This is a genomic window from [Bacillus] selenitireducens MLS10, from assembly GCF_000093085.1.
GTDB classification, from domain to species: Bacteria; Bacillota; Bacilli; order Bacillales; family Salisediminibacteriaceae; genus Salisediminibacterium; species Salisediminibacterium selenitireducens.
Map to the genome: position 1 here is coordinate 3301499 of NC_014219.1, position 17640 is coordinate 3319138.

Consider the following 17640-nt stretch of genomic DNA (forward strand, 5'->3'; position numbering starts at 1 on the left):
AAGGATGTGCACGTACTATTATGAAGATATTAATCACAACCATCCATAACTATCCCCATTCCGGCGGACTTTCTTCACATGTCACGACGCTCAAATCAGGGCTTGAAGCCCTCGGTCACGAGGTCGATGTTTTTTCCTTTCAGAAGATCCCGAATTGGAAGACCCTTTTCATGGTCGAGCGACCGACGTTCTTTTTGAACCGGATCCGCATCGGGAAAGGGACATTGTTTGGACGGCGCATGCGTCAGAAACTGTTCACTCAGGTCCTCAAGCAACACGGCAAAGAATACGACATCGTCAACGCCCAGGACATCTTTGCCACGCTTGCATCCCTCGAAGCTGGTCTCCCCACCGTCTCCACGGTACACGGCTACCTCTCTTTTGAAGCGGTGAGTAAGGGGATCGTGCTTCCTGACAGCCCGGAGTCCCGCTATTTGCAGGAGATTGAGAAGGTCGCTTACACGAAAACGATGCAGGTCATCACGGTGGATGAACGGATTCGTGACTATGTGCATAATCTTTCCGGAGTGACCCCTGTCAAAATTCATAATTTCATTAATCCGGATCAGTTCAAGCCGGTTCCTGACGAGCTCGCTTCACTGAAGCAAAAGCTCAGCATCAGCCCGGAGACGAAAGTGCTCCTTTGCCCGAGGCGCCTGACGAAGAAGAACGGCGTGATCTATCCGCTGAAGGCATTAAGGCAAATCCTCGATACCTACCCGGATACTTTGCTCATCTACGCCGGTAACGGCGAGGAAGAGGACAGGCTCACAGCAGAGATCAAGCAGCAACATCTCAAACAGCACGTCCGGATGCTCGGTGCGATTCCCCACGAGGCTATCGTCGACTACTACTCCGTCGCCGACGTCGTCCTTGTGCCGAGCGTGCACTCCGACGGGGTTGAAGAAGCGACGTCCATCTCTGCCCTTGAGGCAATGGGCTCCTGCTCGCCGGTGGTGGCCGGTGCTGTCGGCGGTCTGAAGGAGATCATCGACCACGAAGAGAACGGACTCCTCGTACCGGAGAAAGATGAAACGGCACTCGCTGAGGCAGTCATCCGTATCCTCGGCGATCCGGAATGGGCCAACGCCATGGCCGACCGGGCCCGCGCCAAGATTGAGACCACATACTCACACGTCGCCGCTGCAAAGAAGTACCTCGCTATCTATGAGGCGACACTCGAAAAGGGCGGAGGTCGCTCATGAGTCAGCTTCGAAAATCCGCCCTATTACTGACGTCTCTTGCCATTACCGTCAAACTCGCCGGCTTCTTCCGGGAAGCCGTCCTCGCCAGGGAATTCGGCGCAAACGAGACGACGGATGGCTATTTGCTTGCTTTCTCACTGATTACGCTGATGGTGGCCATGCTCGCCACCGGCTTCAGCAATGTCTTCTTGCCGCGCTACGTGAAGGACCGCAAGGAAGATCCCGTTGCGGCAGAGAAGATGGCAAGCGGTGTGTTGAACATCATCGTCTCGGTGATCATCGTCCTCTCCTTTATCGGAATCCTGTTTGTCGACCGGCTCATTCCGATGCTGTTTGGCTCGATGGATCCTGTGACGGAGGCCGTCGCCGTCAATACGACCAGAATCTTTCTGATTTTCGCTGTGATCATTGCCATCAACGCCATGTTTGAAAGCTATCTTCAGGCAAGACGGATCTTTGCACCCGTGCAAGTATGGAAACTGCTTTCGACGCTCATGGCCGCCGTCTTCGCTCTTTTGTTCTCCGACGTATGGGGGATCTACAGCCTCGCATACGGGTTTATCTTCGGTGCCGGGATCGGACTGATCGTCCAGGCTGCCGCTTTATTTAAAGGCGGCTTTCGCTGGCAGCCGGCGATTTCGTTCAATGAACGCTCGACGTTCTTTATCATGCTCGCACCTGCGCTCATGAACTCCGTGGTCGGTCAGGTCAATCTGTTCGTAGACCGGATCTTCGCCACGAATACCGTCGGCGGGGCCGTCACGTACCTGAACAACGGATCACTCCTCGTCAGTGTTCCGCATACGCTCTATGCCTCGACGATGGCTGCGATCTTTTTCACCCTGCTCTCTGAACAGGTGAACCAGCGTAAGCAGTTTGAAGATACGGTGCAGCGCGCGGTCATGGTCACGATGGTGATTCTCATGCCGATTTCTTTCGGCCTTCTCGCCATCGGGCAGGACGCCATCTCGTTTATCTTTGAACGGGGCGCCTTCACCGCGGAAGATACGCTGAAAACCTATCAGACGCTGATGTTTTATTCACCGATTGTCGTCTTGCAGGGGATCCAGTATATTCTCTCCAAATCTCTGTACGCAAGGCGGCAGACGACACTCGTCCTGAAGATCAGTGCAACAACGATCCTGCTGAACGCCGTCGCCAACTGGTTCTTCGTCCAGTGGCTTGGCTATCCGGGCCTTGCCTTGGCCTCGGCGCTTATCTCGGTCTACTTCGTCACAACGACGAGCTGGTTTGTTTACAAAGACCTGACCGACCGGCGATACAGGGATTTCTGGAAAGAATTCATGGCTGTTCTTGTCCCTGCAGGGCTCATGGGGCTCTCGGTGTTTCTCATCCGGCAGTTTGTACCCTGGTTCGATATGATACCGTCTCTCATGGTTATCCTCATTCTCGCGCCAGTTGGTGCGGCCATCTATTTTGCTCTGATGTGGATATTCCAGCGCAACAAAGTGAAACGGGTCATTTCCATGGTCCGACGAAAACGCACCTGAATAAAAGCTGTTGGGCCTGTATGAACTTACCCGTTCATACAGGCTTTTTGAGTGCTATAGGAATGTTTAACTCTGTTAATGGATTATCGTATAAGTGCAACTAAGGTTTTCTGGTTCTTTGTTAAAAAAGCCAAAAAAACGCCTCCGACGGTAAAACGTCGAAGGCGTTCGTGCTGTATTCAGGCGTTGCTTCGTCAGCCTTTGTCTTCAAAATCAGTTAAGAATTCTGTGCAGGAATGCTGCGAAGTGTGCGCGGGTCGTAATGACTTCCGGACGGAACGTATCATCCGTGTAGCCCTGAGTGACACCGGAGTGATAGAGCGCCCGAATCGCATCGTAGCTCTCACTGTCTGAACTGACATCCGTTAATGGAATGTCCTGATCCGCAATTTCAATTTCTCCGGCGAGATCGTATGCTGCGTAGAAAATCATCGCCATTTCCTCGCGGTCAACCGGCTCCTGTGGCCCGAATGATCCGTCTTCTTTTGTCTCCATAATCCCATGGTCAAGAAGGGCCTGGATATCTTCGTATCCGGTTACGTTACGGGATACGTCGGTTGGCATGTTACCATCTGTCGCGTCAAGACCGAGTTCGCGGTTGACCATAATGGCTGCCTGCCCCCGGGTAATCTCCTGTTCAGGACGGAAGAAGGAGTTCGGGAACCCGCGTATAATCCCGCGCTCGCTCAGTTCTGTGATTTCATTGAGGGCCCAGTGCTTGCTGTTAATGTCGTAATACTCACCCTTCGGCAATTCAGGGAACTGCGGCTCAGGCTCCGGTTCAGGCTCAGAAGGTTTCTCTTCTTGAACCGTCTTGGCCGGTTCCGGTTCTTGAATGATCCGACGGGCTCCTGTGTAATGCGCGCCCCAGTAAGCATTATCTAGAGAGACGACGGCTACGCCGCGGCTGCTTTTTGCGCTGATGAAGTGATTGTTGCCTACGTATATGCCTGAGTGGGAAATGCCGGATTTGTATGTTCCGCTGAAGAAGACGAGGTCACCCGGCTGGAGATTGCCTCTTGATACCGGCACTCCAAGCTGATACTGTCCTGCCGACGTCCTCGGCAAATCGATGCCGAAGTGGCCATAGACATATCTCAGATAGCCTGAGCAGTCAAAGCCGGAAGGTGTCGTACCGCCCCATGCGTAAGGTGTGCCTTGAAATTGTCTTCCGTAGTCAACGATATCCTGACCCAATGACGACGCTTCTGCTTCTGACGGCTGAATCCATGCGAACATCATCACGACTGCGAGCATACTGATCATAATTTTTCTCAACATTCTCCACCCCAAAATTTTGATTATATGTACGGCTCTTTTCAATGCCACGATCAGTTTATCACAAAGGGCACGGTGAACAGGTTACAGTTCCGTTACGTTGCCGTTACAATCTCAAAAATGATGAAAAAAATGGACTGTGAGGATCCCGACACAAAAAAACGCCCGAAGCCATACCGGCTCCGGGGTTCTGTCAATCACTCAGTTTCTTTCTCTTCCTGAATCTGTCGGATTCCTTCTTCGATCATGCTGAGAGCTGATCGCTCTGTCAGGTCCGGCGACTGTTCGAATCGGTTCTTGATTGATAGCATGAGCTCCTGCAAATCTGTGGGTGTCATTATTTACGCCCTCCCTCACCGTTTTCTTCAAATTAACACAAAACGGTGAGGGATGTTGTCGAATGCTGTCACTTCCCTGCAACTTATTTTATTCATCATCTCGTCCGGGGTGACGCATAGAGAAACCTTGCGAACTGATTCCGCTGCACAGGCTGATCGCTCCGGAACGTCCCATCCGGGAATCCCCTGGTGATCTCCTGCTCAAAGATTGTGTTGATGGAGCGGTACGCGGACTCATTGGGATGAATATCCGAAAAAGCAAATGAAGCCGTCATGGCCGGTTCGTAGTCAGAAAACCAGGCGTTGGCCAGCATAATCGCCACCTCGCCGCGACTGATGTTGGCACCCGGACGGAAGGTCCCGTCTCCGTACCCACCGATGATTCCTGCTGCCTCGGCAGCCCGGATCGCTTCAAAAGCAAAGCTCTCGGTCGACACGTCACTGAACGGCGCAGGCGCATCACCGCCCTGAACATCAAGTCCCAGGGCTCTCACTATCATTGTGACCGCCTCGGCGCGGGTAATATTCACGTAGGGGCGGAAACTGCCGTCAGAGAAGCCTTCGGAAATGCCGGCACTGTTCAGGAAATACACGTCTCTGTGATACCAGGATAAGGGCTTCACATCGTTAAATCGCTTACCTTCCCGGCTGAAGAGGGGACTCGCTCCCGTAAACCGGAGCGTCTGATCCTCTTCAAGAAAGACCTCGTACACATGCTCTCCACCCGGCACATAATCCCGGAAAACCGGCCCTGAGAGCCCTTCAGCGATGACGATGCCATTACGGAACAGCGTGAATCGCTCTCCTTCAAGAATCGACAGATCAAGCTTCAGCGCACCGTCTTCTTCCTGGGTGAGGGGAATCACGGTCCCTTCCTCATTTCCCCTCGATACCGGCACCTGCACAATCCCAAAGCCAAAAGCTTCGTTACGGGCTGACGTATTCCCCGGCTGATCGGCATTTGCCGTCACCACATCGATCAGATCCCGGCGGTTCAAATGCGGGTAGCGTTCCTGATACAGGGCAAATATGCCCGCCACGAAAGGAGACGCCATCGATGTGCCGCTTTTCACCGAATATCCCTGACGTCCGTGAAAATTCCGGCTGAGAAGATCCGTACTCAATATCCCCTCGCCAGGGGCAGACAGAAGGATCTCAGGCCCAAAGGCCGAAAAGAGCGACGGCATCCGGTCCGCGTTCACTGAAGAGACTGCAATCACATCCGGATGCTTCGCCGGATACATCACAGGACGCTGCGGTTCATGAATGTTACCCGCCGCACCAACGAGGGTTATGCCTCTGGCCGTCGCATACTCTATCGACTCATTGAGCATACTGTGGCTGAACTCCGTTGTAATACTGAGGTTGATGATATCGACATTCTGGGTGATGGACCACTCAATCCCTGTAATGACGTCCGAGATTCGTCCGTCTCCATTCTCATTCATCGCTTTCACGACATAAAGATCCGCCCCTGGTGCGATCCCTGTCAGATCGTCACGTCCCTGAGCGTTGATGATACCGGCGACGTGCGTGCCGTGACCGTTGTCATCCTGATAACCGTTCTGACACCCGCCGGTCATGGTGATCGCGCACGTTCCCCTCACGTAGGAGAGATTCGGATGCCACCGCTCAATCCCGGTATCGATGACACTGATCGCCACCCCTGATCCGTCCCCGTCCATCGCTCCGCGGCGGGTATGGTTCACTGTCTCAAATCCCCATTTATCCGCTGGTGTAATGCCAATTGAGACCATCATATCCTGTGAAACCTCGCTGAGACCCGGCACACCGCTCTCAAGCCCGGCTACCTCTTCTTCAGACAGATGCAGAGAAACCCCGGTGATGCTGTCGTGCACGGTGTAGGATTCCTCATCAAGGGTTTCGATCCATGCATCTCTTGACTCTTCTGAATCAAACTGAAGGATATACGGCTCATCGTTCCCGGCTGCATAGGCACCTGTCACACTGAACCCCATCATGATGATGCATGCCACTGCTATTCGAATCGATTGTCTCATCATCCTCCATCACCCTCACCCGTTTGTCGTTGTCTTTATCATACCTTAAGTCCAGCACAATCAATAGCACAAAAAACCGGACGGCCTAAATCTTGCCCGTCCGGCGGTTATTCTTCCTCAATATTGCACAATCACTTTGCAAAAGGCACTTCTTTGACATACGAACTGTGGATATAGGCACGCTTGTGATCTTTATGATCGGCTGTGACATGGTACCACGTTGCCCCGTTTGGTGCCTTGGCTTCATCAAAGATGATCACCGGCATTGCGCTTCTCGCATACTGATACAGCACATTGTTCTTCGTGCTGTCCGGTTCAGTCCTCACGTTCAGTCCGCTCACCGTCGTCTCGGCAATCCGGTAGCGGACGAAATCCTTACCTCCAAGATAGCGGTCCGCCCTGAACATATGACCGGCGATCTTCTGTCCCCAGAACATGTCTGACGCGTAGCGGACGTTGGCCCCGACCGCCTTCGTGCCCGGAATCGCTCCCTGGAAACGCTGTGTCAAGAGATTCCCGGCCGGATTATAATGCATATAGCCGTTCAGCATATAAGTAGACGCAAAAGACATTGTAGATTCTCTGACGGTATCAAAACGCGATGCATTCACATAAGGGTCACTGTCCGTTGCTCTTATCCCGTAGAGATTATTCGTATCCCTGGCGATGACACTGTTACCAAATGCGCTTTCATGAGCTGCAGCCCCGAGAATAAAGAGGGCATTCACACCATAACGCGCCTCCGCTTCTTTCAAGTATTTGCCCATACCCTGCATCTTACTCGCAGATCCAGCATGTTCTCTGATGTAATGATCAAGCTCTTCAGCGGTATAACGGCTCTCGGATTTAATCGGAAGCCGGTTGAAGTACTGGTAGGCCTCACCTGCCTTCTCGCCGTTTCCTGTGTAGAATGTTCCGCCGTCTTCACTGTAATAACGCTTACCTGTCTCCATGAAGGACGGTGCCTTGCCATATGTGTAAGATACATATCTCCCCTGATTCTGATTATAACTCGGATCATAAAGACGATGAACAAGAAATCCGTTCGTCGCTTTGACGTAGTGATTGCGCTCTGTGGCCTGCTGGGACGGAATCAGTTCAAACTCTCCGGCACGGACGTAGCCTGTACGTCCGGCGACGGATACCTTGATGTGGCGTTCATCTCCGCCGAGGTATGTCAATTCAGATGTAAAGCGGTGATCAGAGGTAATATACGTAAACGCTGAGAGGAACGCACCGTTGTCGTAGACGGAATAAACATTGTTGATCGCTCCCGGACGATTGTTCGGACGGACGATGCCGCTCTGCATATGGACGATCTCGCCGTCATTCAAAATGAGGTCCGAACGGGCTCCACGGTTCTTGTACGCATCTTCAAAGGATTCATAGCGACCAGAGCGAGTCGTAATCGAGCCGTTTTGACTGATCACCGCCAACTGATAAGAGCCGCTGCCTTCATCTGGCTGATCGCCACCTGAGAGGTCCGCTCCTGTTTCGATCACCGTCAGCATCCGGGAAAGGAAAGCGGCGGCGTGACCACGCTGGGCGTTGTCATTCGGTGCGAAAGTGCCGTTCGTGTTCCCGCGGATGATCCCGAGTGATGTCACGTAATTCACGGCTTCGGTAAAACGGCGGGAGATTTGGTCTTTATCCATGAAATCCGGGACGTCAATTGTTCCGACAATCGTCCGGTAACCGAGATGCTCGAACGCGCGGTCGATCATGACCGCCATCTGCTGGCGTTCGATCTTGTCGTCCGGCCGGAAGGTGCCGTCGTCATACCCGCTGATAATTCCGGCTTCATAAGCTGCCGATATGGCTGATACAAATTCGTCACGGCCCGGGAGGTCCGTAAATGGCGCTTCGTCGTCCGCTTCCTGAATGTCGAGGGCGCGGTAGAGGATCACCGTAAATTCAACCCGTGTAACCGGTTCGGTGTGCCGGAAGGTGCCGTCCGGATAGCCCTGCATAATCTCTTTGTCAATCATTTCTGTAATATACCCTTCGAGAGAGCTTCCTTTATAACCCGCCTCGGCGGTTCCGGGCACGATGAGAACACTGACCATAAGGAGGGCGAGGAGCATCGTCTGGATCTTCATCAAAGTCTTCATTGGTTTTTCTCTTCCTTTCTGCGCTGAAGATGGGTCCGGTGTTTACAGAAAACAGGCTGCCGCAAATACCCGTGCAACCTGTCCTTCTGTATCGTCATCAGTTGTTCCGTGAGTAGTCGATGGTACCCTGCAGGAGTGCTTCTGCCATGCCGTAACGAAACGATTCCGTGCGCATGCGCGCCGCCTCTTGCGGGTTCGTCATGAAGCCGACTTCCACGAGAACGCTTGGCACACGGTTATTGAGAAGCACGCCGAGACCGTTCGTAATGTTGCTCAGATCGGTATCTCTCGCTGCTCCGCGACGCCGGTCATGCAAGTTCATGTCATTGACCATCCGGCTCAAAAGCGCATCACCGAGAGCCTTGCTTTTCGCCGCTTCATGACGGACATTATAAAAGACTTCCGCTCCGTGGGCGGTACTGATTGCCGCATTCGCATGGACGCTGATGAACGCGTCTCCTCCTGACGCATTGGAAATCGCGACCCGATCCGACAGGGTTAAAAACACATCTTCCGTTCGCGTCATCACCACATCCGCTCCTGCCTGCATAAGCTTCAGCTGAAGCATGAGGGAGAGATCAAGGGCGAGGTCTTTCTCGAGAATTCCGTTGCCGCTTCCGCCGCCGTCTCTCCCGCCGTGGCCGGCATCAACGATGATCGTCTTGCCCTGAAGGGCATTGCCGTACTTCGTCCGCTCATGTTTACGGATAAAGCTCATCGACACGTAAGCGGTGGTTCCTTTGTATTCAATTCTCGCCCAACCGTTGCTTTCATCGAGGATCTTAACCGGTGAGTATTTCGGAAGTCTGCCGATCGGATCTCTCGTCGTATTCGGAAGCGGTCTGACGTTCAGTGAAGAAGCTGTCACTTCTCCAAGCTCGAACTCTTCAGAGGTTGAGGCCATCCGGAAGTCTTCGTTCATCGACCTCGCCATAAACAGGGCGAACTCCATCCGGGACATTTTGTTCGTCGGACGGAACGTGCCGTCCGGGTATCCGGCGGTGATCCCTTCGGATGCAAGAGTCTGAATTGCACCGTATGCATTCATCCCTGTTCCGACGTCAGGGAAACGGATCGGTTCTTCACCCATGGAAAGCTGGGGAAACGCATTGGCAACCATCATCGCCATCTGGGCTCTTGTCAGCTCTTCCTTCGGCCTGAAGGTACCGTCACCAAAACCGCTGATGACGCCGCGCTCATAAAGCGCTTGTATGTAACCGGAAAAATGACTGTGATTCACGACATCGTCAAAATCTGTCTGAACCGGTAAGTCCGACACACCGAGCGCCCGTCCAATAATGGCCGCTGCCTGTTCACGGTTCACAGGGCTGTCAACGCCAAAGGTCCCGTCAGAGAAACCCTGGACCACCCCTTCTCCAAGAAGAAAATTAATCTCGGTGTCGTGGTTTGGGTTGACGTCGGGGAAATTGTGCTGACCATGCACTTCGAGAGGCACGGCCAAAAGAAAAATCACTGCAATCAACGCTGTTAACCATGTATACGTTGCCTTTATCATCTCAGCCCTCCTAGAACTATTCGTTATTCTTCATCAATATATCACATATTGTCGTGAGTTTTATGCATCCAATCGACGATTTTTTAAAAAAGTGGTTTACAATTTGATTACATGGGAATATCAGAACTAAGAGTTGAAATCCACCACTTTCATCTCTCCCCCCTATCATGATATAGGAATTTGCTTCAAACCTTGCGTTTGAAGCAGGCGTCCGATCCCCCGTCCCTGGGGTCGGGCGCCTTTTTCTGCCTGATTTTAATTCCCTGTATTTGTATGTTACAATGAAGTCAGGAGGTGATAACGATGTCATCGATACATAAATCACTGCTTGTTTCGACCGTTTTAGCCGGTTCCCTGATCGGCCTGACCTCATACAATGACGTGCAAGCCGATGATGAATTTCCCGGTGATCCGGAGCCCGTCTGCGAGGAACTGCCCGTCACGGAGCGTAAGCAGCTTCTGACGGAAACAGCCCTCGACAGGGAGATTCCCCCGGAGATCCTGAAGGCCATCGCGATGCGGGAATCGTCGATGAATCAGTGTACCAGTGACGGGAAGCCGACCTACAATCTCAGCGATGACGACGGTGGGGTCGGGATCATGCAGATCACCATTGAAGAGGGCCAGACGATCAACGGCAGAGAGATTGACTTTGACCGTCTCGGATACGACACTGCCTACAATATCGAAGCAGGCGCGGATATGCTCTTAGAGAAATTGCGCCTCGTACCGCGGATTAACGACATGCGTCGTGATATTTTGGAACACTGGTATTTTGCAGTGCTTGCATACAACGGCCTGTCTGTCCGTAATGATGCCAATCAGTATGACGATCCATGGGGAAACGAGGACACGTATCAGTCCAAGATCTTCGCAAAGATCAACACCCACAGCATGATTTCAATTGATCCAATCCCTCCATACAATACGCACTACCAGCCAGGGAGCACGATCATCCGTTTTGATTCAACGCAAAAAGAATGGGATGTGTTTACCCCGTCTTCACAAATGTTTGACGCCGGAGACGAAGCCATCGTCATGAATGAATCAACAGATCCGCATACGAACAATTTTACCCGGCTCCGTGAAGGCGGCAACACCCAATCCCGCATTCTTGACAGATTCCCCTACTATACAGATGTCACCATTACGGGCGAACCTGTCTATACCGATGCGAACCGGGATAACCATTTTCTCTGGTATCCTGTCGAGGCAGGCGGTCAGACCGGCTATCTTGCCTCATCAAACCTGCGCGTGCCACGGGCACTCGACTTCGACACATGGGGGGACGAATCGGTTCCGGAAGTGGGTCTTGATAAGGTGTGGACTATTGAACTGAACGCTCCTGCCGATCCGGACAGCGTCAACCCGCGAAATGTTTATCTGCAGGATGAAGACGGCCTCGGCGTCTTTGCCGAAGTTGAACTTGCGGATGAACAGACAATCACAGTGACGCCGAGGGCCGGACTCACACCGGATACCGGCTACACCCTTCATGTTCAGGAGCTCGTAACCAAAGACGGAACAACGCTTGATGCAAACATAGAAAAACATTTCCGGACAGAGGCGGCGGGTGACTGAGCGCCCACCGTTCACTGTGACACAGATCCCTGACGTTGATCGGGGATCTGTTTTCTGTTCAAATTCAGATCCGGTCTGTATCCAAGAGACGATGTGTGGTATTTTAGTCAGAGTAAAAGGATACGTTGAGGTGGGAAAAATTCATGAATGATTTAACTGCACCGGAAAAGAAATTCAGACCTGAAATCGAAGGGACGAGGGCGCTCGCCGCGATCCTCGTCGCTGTCTATCATATATGGATCGGCACCGTCTCAGGGGGTGTGGATGTCTTTTTTATCGTGTCCGGGTTTCTGATCACCACGTCTCTCGTCCTCAAGATGGACCGTGACGGCGGGATTCGGGTCGGACATTTCTATGCGGGACTGCTCCGGCGGCTTCTGCCGATTTCACTGATTGTGCTGATGACGACAGGGATTGCCTCAATCCTGCTTCTGCCCCAGCTCCTTTGGAATCAGACCGCCTCTGAACTGATTGCGAGTCTGTTCTACTTCCAAAACTGGCAGCTTGCCTTTGACTCGGTGGACTACCTGGCACAGAACAATGAAGCGAGCCCCTTTCAGCACTACTGGGCCCTCTCACTGCAGGGACAGTTCTATCTCATTTGGCCATTGGTGATTCTCTTTGGTTACGCACTCGCCCGCAGGCTGCTTCATACTCCGCCGCGGTTGACGCTTCTGATGGTGTTTCTCATCGTCTTCGCCGCTTCCCTGGCCTATTCGGTGCACCTGACGGCTGTCAATCAGCCCTGGGCCTATTTTAATTCATTCGCCCGGGTGTGGGAATTCGCCATGGGCGGGATCCTCGCCCTGACGATTGCCATGGTTCGGCTTCCGAAGATGGTTAGCTTCTTTGCCGGCTGGCTCGGCGTTGGCATCATCGCATTCACCGGTACCCTCCTTCCGGTCGCAGATGTATTCCCGGGCTATGCCGCACTGCTTCCGACAAGCGGCGCGTTACTCGTCATGATAGCGGCTCAGTCGCCTTCCGCTTTTGGAGCCGCAACCATACTCGGATCGAGAGTCTTCACGTATCTCGGCAGTATTTCCTACGGATTTTACCTTTGGCACTGGCCGCTGTTTATCTTTTACCTCCGCTATACCGGAACGGATCAGCCGTCCCTCTTGGCAGGGCTTGCGATCATCGTGGCTTCGGCTTTTCTCTCTCACGTCTCCACCCGGATCGTGGAGGCGCCGTTTCGGCGCATGCAGCCGCAAAAGCATCTGAAGCGCATCACCTGGAGCCTCTCTGCCATGGCCACGCCTGTTTTGCTTCTTGCCGGCGGCTGGCTTCTGACGATTCATCTGATTCAAAGTGACGGCTCCTTTGCGACCGATACACATCCCGGTGCTTTGGCCATCCATAACGGACTCCTCGTCCCGGAGAATGTGGATCCGATCCCGTCGACGATTGATATCGAGAACGATATCCCGGCTTTTTACAGTGAGCCGGAATGCTATACGAGCTCTTACGCACCGGAAGTGGTTTCCTGTTCCTACGGAGAGACCGAGGACGCTGATCTTCGCATTGCCATGGTCGGCGGCTCTCACGTCGGGCACTGGTTTACGCCAATGGTCGAGATCGCCGAGCGGCATCATATCGAAATCGAGCTCTATAATAAAGATGCCTGCCGCTTTACAACCAGTGACTTTGACGGCCGGCTCACGGAATCATGCCTCGAATGGAACGAAGACATCATCGATGTCCTCAATGAGAGCGACCCGGATATGATCTTCACCACCGCCAACGTGGCAGGAGGACGTGTCGTGCATGCCGGCTATATCGATCAGTGGCGGCAGCTTGAACATGAGACGCCGGTGTTTGCGATCCGTGACAACCCGCGTATGCCGGCGAACATCCCACTCTGCCTCGAAGAACAGGGCGAAGAAGCATGCACACCGACACGGAACAGCGTCCTCTCCGACGTGGATCCGTGGGAAAACACCGAAGAACCGATCCCTGATCACACGTTCTATGCCGATCTGTCCGAGTATTTCTGCGACGATGACTGGTGTTATCCGGTGATCGGAAACGTCGTCGTCTACCGTGATGAGCACCATATCAGTGACACGTATGCCAAGACGCTGACGGAACCGCTTGAAGAGCATATCCTTGAGGCCCTCGATCATTTCTCACTCATGCCCGACGAAGACTGACGGAGGACTGAACAGGCATCTTCAGGGAAATATGACACCATTCGAGCAAGGGGGAGAAAGACCATTCGCGCAATTGGATACATAACGTCGTAAAGTGCGCCCCGGAAAATTTTCGGGGCGCATATTCATTATTCTGTCTGGGGATAACCCCCATGTCACTTTGCAATAAAGAATGGAATCCCTGTTTTATACACAAGTTTCGAGAATCATAATCGGTTTATCCACAAACTCTTGTGAATAACCGGTGGATAACTGACACCATTATCCACAGCACCACAAAAAATCAGCCCTTATTCTCCGGTAAGGAGCGGGCTGATTTCACGCTGTCCCCAAAACGCGGGGCGCAGCTCTTCATAAGGATTGACCGGGGCCAGGTGCACGACCTGCATATCGTCGTAGATCGTAAACTGTCCCGACAATGCCTCAAGATCCTCTCTCAGATTAAAGACTTCCCCTTCCGGAAGGCGCTCTCGCATGTCGTCACTGTACATCAGGTACGTCGTAAAATGATCGACATTCCCCCGGTGGAGGCTGATGAGTAGATCGTATGTCTGATTGAGAATATCCTGTCCATCAAGCTGGCTGTCATCGAGATCCACCCTCGGGGAAAGATGCTTCCCTTCAAGGAGATGATCCAAAATCAGATTCATATCGATGATCACTACGTCGGGGTTCATCCGTCTGATGTCGCGCATGATTTCCGAGTAAATCGGCATCGGACCGTGGTCCAGTTCCTCCGGCGGCATCTCTCCGGACTCCTGCGCTTCCTCGATCTGCTCTCTTCGGACTTCATCACGTTCATCACGAATATACGTTTCAACGCGCTCCGTATACTCGATAACCCGCTTTACCTCATCAGGATGAACGGTCGTCACATTCATCGTCTGATCCGTCCCATAATGGGCCACGGTGCCGTTACGCATACCCTGTACCCAGTCCGGGAACGCGGACCAGTCCGCTTCAAGATGTTCTTCCCACTGCTCGGCAGGCGGGTCTTCTTCGTCAATGGTGACGGTGGAGAGACCAAGCGCATACGGGTGCTCATGATCCCCGGGGTCTTCCTCGTCGTCATAACTGTTGCCCATCACCCGGGGTATGTCCGATTCGTCAGCCAGGGAGTCGCCGGTAAGAACGACGGTATGGACCGGTTCTTCCTCATCGAGCCGACGCATCGTGACACTTTGCTGTACGTTGGGCAGCCCGGACGTGAGGTCTTTTATTTCCCGGGAAATCCGGCTTTCTTCAATCCAGTCTTCCGAGAGAAACACGCCGTCAATGGATGTCCGTTGGCTGCCTGTCAAAGACTGATCCGGAGCGAGAAAAATCATCATCGCCATCACTGCGATAAAGAAGACCGGGGCAAAGAGTTTGCCTCCTAGTTTGCGCATCATTCGTCATCCTCCTCCCCGTTTACCGCATTCGGACCGCCGTCTGTCGTCCCGCCTCGGCGGGGATCGGCAAATCCCTGGATTGTATCGTCGGAGAAATCGACCCGGAGCGCCTGGATGGCCCCGAAGTACATCCCGAGGGTTTCAATACCCGGGTGGTACCCCCGTTCGTCGAGGACGTCGCGAATGAGCCCATATCTCTCCTCATACTCCTGGAAAACAGGCTCAAGCCGGACTTCATACCGCTGGTTCGACTGGTTATAGGCGAACTGGAACCTTGGCATCCGCTCAATGGACTCGGTCATCGTCATGTCGTACTGGCTGTAGTTGATCATGACCTGCGACATCATCATCGGAATACGTGCACCGCCCGGTGAACCGGCGCCAATCATCTCCGTAATGTCTCCCTCATCGCCACGTTCCATGAAGATCGTCGGTGTCATGAAGCTTCGCGGGCGTCGCTCCGGATACGGTTCATTGATCGATCCGACGGTATCACTGAAGTTACTGAGCTGATCGTTCAAGAAGAACCCTTTAAAGTACTCCCCGGATCCGAAGAAGTTGCTCAATGTATTCGTCGAAGAAACCATGCGTCCCTCTGCATCAATGATGACGAAGTGGCTCGTATTGACGTGCTGGTCAATTTCAGAGCGGGAATCGAAGAAACTGTCCGCGGAAACAAACAACCCTTCCGAATGGCGCACTTCCGTCCCGCCGTCCTGTTCAATCTCATCATTTGATCCGTCGAACAGCCGTTCTTCTTCCCGGCGTTCCAGTTCTTCTTGCCATTCGATGTATAGCTCTCTCGTTTTCGCCATGGATGTCAACTCTTCACCGCGCTCGCGCGCCCGTTCTGACGTCATTGGATCACCGTGATTGGTCAGGCGGTCCTGATAGGTGACAAAATTAATCCCGAGGATCTTTTCCATGTAATCGACGAAGTCTTCCACTTCAGCGATCTGCTCTTCAGCTGCCATGTCAGGCTCTTCCTGCTGAAAGCTCTGATCATTCAGTTCGTTCTCCGCATCCGCATCCTCTTCAGGTGCCTCAAGGGAACGTGCGGTTCCGGTTTCAGCCTGTTGGATCGGTGCATCAAACATAAAGTCCCGGACATTGTGGCTTCCTGTATCCATCAGTTCTGAGAGCTGCAGCGCCTGGATCAGCACCGGGCCACCGAGGGGCTCGGGAGCGGCGTATACCTCATAGTCCTGAAATAGACCCATGCTCGGCTCACGTTCGGTAATCACGCTGTAGTTTCGAAAATCCTCCATGGAGAGAAGCGGATAGGCCTCTACCATTTCCGGTGCGAGCTCTTCCATGAAATACCGGCTGAAACTGCCCTTGGCCTGAATATCTTCAAGGGTTCTTGCAAGCTCTTCTTGTATCAGTTCATCCCCCCGGGTAATAAAGCGGCTTCCAGGGTAGAAATGCGGAATGTCCGAGACGGAGAGCCGGGTCTGCGCATAGTAAAACCGGTCTTGTAAATAGCTGTCCGCTTCCACCTTGTAAAACTCATTTCTCTGTCCTTCTGCGGGAAGTGCAAGGTTGACTGCATCTTCAAGGAGCTCGGTCATCTCAAGCGTGGCAAACTCTTCATAGAGGTAATCCATCCCCATGAGAAAGCCCGGAATCCCGAAATCTTCCATATAATGACGATTCCCCCACTGTGCAGTCTCCCACTCGAGGGATTCGAGAATGCGAACCGCTTCTGCTTCCGTCTCGCTTAGGAGCGAATCCGCTTCTTCCTGCATTTCTTCCGCATCGCCCGCCGGCGCCTCTTCCGTTTCCGGCACTGCATCCTGATCATCCTCTGTATCCGTCACCCAGTTGCCTTCTTCATCAAGACGGGGAGTCGGCGTACCTTCAAAGCTTTCTTCTTCGTATGCCATGTCTGCCGCCCGGACAAGAATCTCATTGCCGGCAATGAAGCCCGGATTATCGATCAGGCTTTCTATGATCGTATCGAACGGTCCGCCTTCAGAAGCCGCTTCTTCCCCTGCATCTTCCTGCATGAAATCTGCCTCTTCGTCGGCCGTCCAGGCGCTGATGACGGCCTCTCTGACAAGGGCCCATTCTTCGTTCGTCGGCATATCGCCGGAGACGGTATCAAACCCGAGTTCCTCAGCGACCATGGCTGGGGTAAGGAGGGATCTTGGCGCTACTTCCCGGTAGTCAATGTAGTTTACTTCTTGTTCTGTGTCGTCTGTCGGGTCATAGACAACCATGGCTCCACCTCCGCCGATGCCGGAACCGTATGGCTCCACAACGCCGAGGGTAAACGCAACCGCAATCGCCGCATCGTAGGCATTTCCGCCGTTTTCCAGGATCTTCGTGCCAACCTGGACAGCTTTAGGATGGGCTGCACTGACCGCATAACCGCCTGTCGCCGTCACCGGCTCAAACGTGGTTTCCTGTGATTCAATGTCATCGGCGCCTCCGGGACTGACTTCCAAATAGGCAAGCACGAGCCAGATCGCAACGAGGGGGATTCCAATGACATTCGTCATGAGGCGCAAATACCTCGATGTATTTCCCATA

At 53.1% G+C, this 17640-nt stretch carries 11 protein-coding genes; 4 read left to right on the forward strand and 7 right to left on the reverse strand.

What is annotated here, in order from left to right; all coding sequences use genetic code 11:
* The first annotated feature begins 20 nt into the window (after positions 1 to 20).
* On the forward strand, positions 21 to 1205 hold the full coding sequence (locus BSEL_RS15525) for a glycosyltransferase family 4 protein (RefSeq protein ID WP_013173953.1): 1185 nt from the start codon (positions 21 to 23) through the stop codon (positions 1203 to 1205).
* Complete coding sequence (murJ, locus tag BSEL_RS15530) at positions 1202 to 2716, forward strand: murein biosynthesis integral membrane protein MurJ (protein WP_013173954.1); 1515 nt, start codon at positions 1202 to 1204, stop codon at positions 2714 to 2716. The genes BSEL_RS15525 and murJ overlap by 4 nt, the downstream gene beginning before the upstream one ends.
* A 213-nt stretch (positions 2717 to 2929) precedes the next feature.
* On the opposite strand, the gene BSEL_RS15535 is transcribed toward murJ, so the two are convergent.
* From BSEL_RS15535 to BSEL_RS15550, 5 genes are all read right to left on the reverse strand, one after another.
* Positions 2930 to 3997, reverse strand: coding sequence for a C40 family peptidase (locus BSEL_RS15535; RefSeq protein WP_049773689.1), 1068 nt, complete (start codon positions 3995 to 3997; stop codon positions 2930 to 2932).
* A 194-nt stretch (positions 3998 to 4191) separates the two neighbouring features.
* Positions 4192 to 4332, reverse strand: coding sequence for a hypothetical protein (locus BSEL_RS17830; protein WP_013173956.1), 141 nt, complete (start codon positions 4330 to 4332; stop codon positions 4192 to 4194).
* A gap of 95 nt (positions 4333 to 4427) precedes the next feature.
* On the reverse strand, positions 4428 to 6356 hold the full coding sequence (locus tag BSEL_RS17285) for a S8 family peptidase (RefSeq protein WP_013173957.1): 1929 nt from the start codon (positions 6354 to 6356) through the stop codon (positions 4428 to 4430).
* 128 nt (positions 6357 to 6484) lie between these two features.
* Positions 6485 to 8464 (reverse strand): S-layer homology domain-containing protein, encoded by a 1980-nt coding sequence (locus BSEL_RS15545; protein ID WP_013173958.1) that lies wholly within the window; start codon positions 8462 to 8464, stop codon positions 6485 to 6487.
* A gap of 97 nt (positions 8465 to 8561) precedes the next feature.
* Positions 8562 to 9980: an N-acetylmuramoyl-L-alanine amidase gene (locus BSEL_RS15550; RefSeq protein WP_013173959.1), complete on the reverse strand. Its 1419-nt coding sequence runs from the start codon at positions 9978 to 9980 to the stop codon at positions 8562 to 8564.
* A 303-nt stretch (positions 9981 to 10283) separates the two neighbouring features.
* On the opposite strand from BSEL_RS15550, the gene BSEL_RS15555 reads away from it, so the two are divergent.
* Complete coding sequence (locus BSEL_RS15555) at positions 10284 to 11561, forward strand: transglycosylase SLT domain-containing protein (RefSeq protein WP_013173960.1); 1278 nt, start codon at positions 10284 to 10286, stop codon at positions 11559 to 11561.
* Positions 11562 to 11704: 143 nt separating this feature from the next.
* The gene (locus BSEL_RS15560; RefSeq protein WP_013173961.1) at positions 11705 to 13714 is read left to right on the forward strand and encodes an acyltransferase family protein; all 2010 of its coding nucleotides are present in this window, start codon (positions 11705 to 11707) and stop codon (positions 13712 to 13714) included.
* 290 nt (positions 13715 to 14004) lie between these two features.
* Here BSEL_RS15560 and BSEL_RS15565 read toward each other — a convergent pair whose 3' ends face one another.
* Both BSEL_RS15565 and BSEL_RS18095 read right to left on the reverse strand, forming a co-directional pair.
* Entirely contained in the window at positions 14005 to 15105 is a 1101-nt protein-coding gene (locus BSEL_RS15565) for a hypothetical protein (protein WP_013173962.1), read from the reverse strand.
* Positions 15102 to 17639 carry a gamma-glutamyltransferase gene (locus tag BSEL_RS18095; RefSeq protein ID WP_013173963.1) on the reverse strand — a complete coding sequence of 846 codons (2538 nt, stop codon included), beginning with the start codon at positions 17637 to 17639 and terminating at the stop codon, positions 15102 to 15104. The genes BSEL_RS15565 and BSEL_RS18095 overlap by 4 nt, the downstream gene beginning before the upstream one ends.
* Position 17640: the final 1 nt, after the last annotated feature.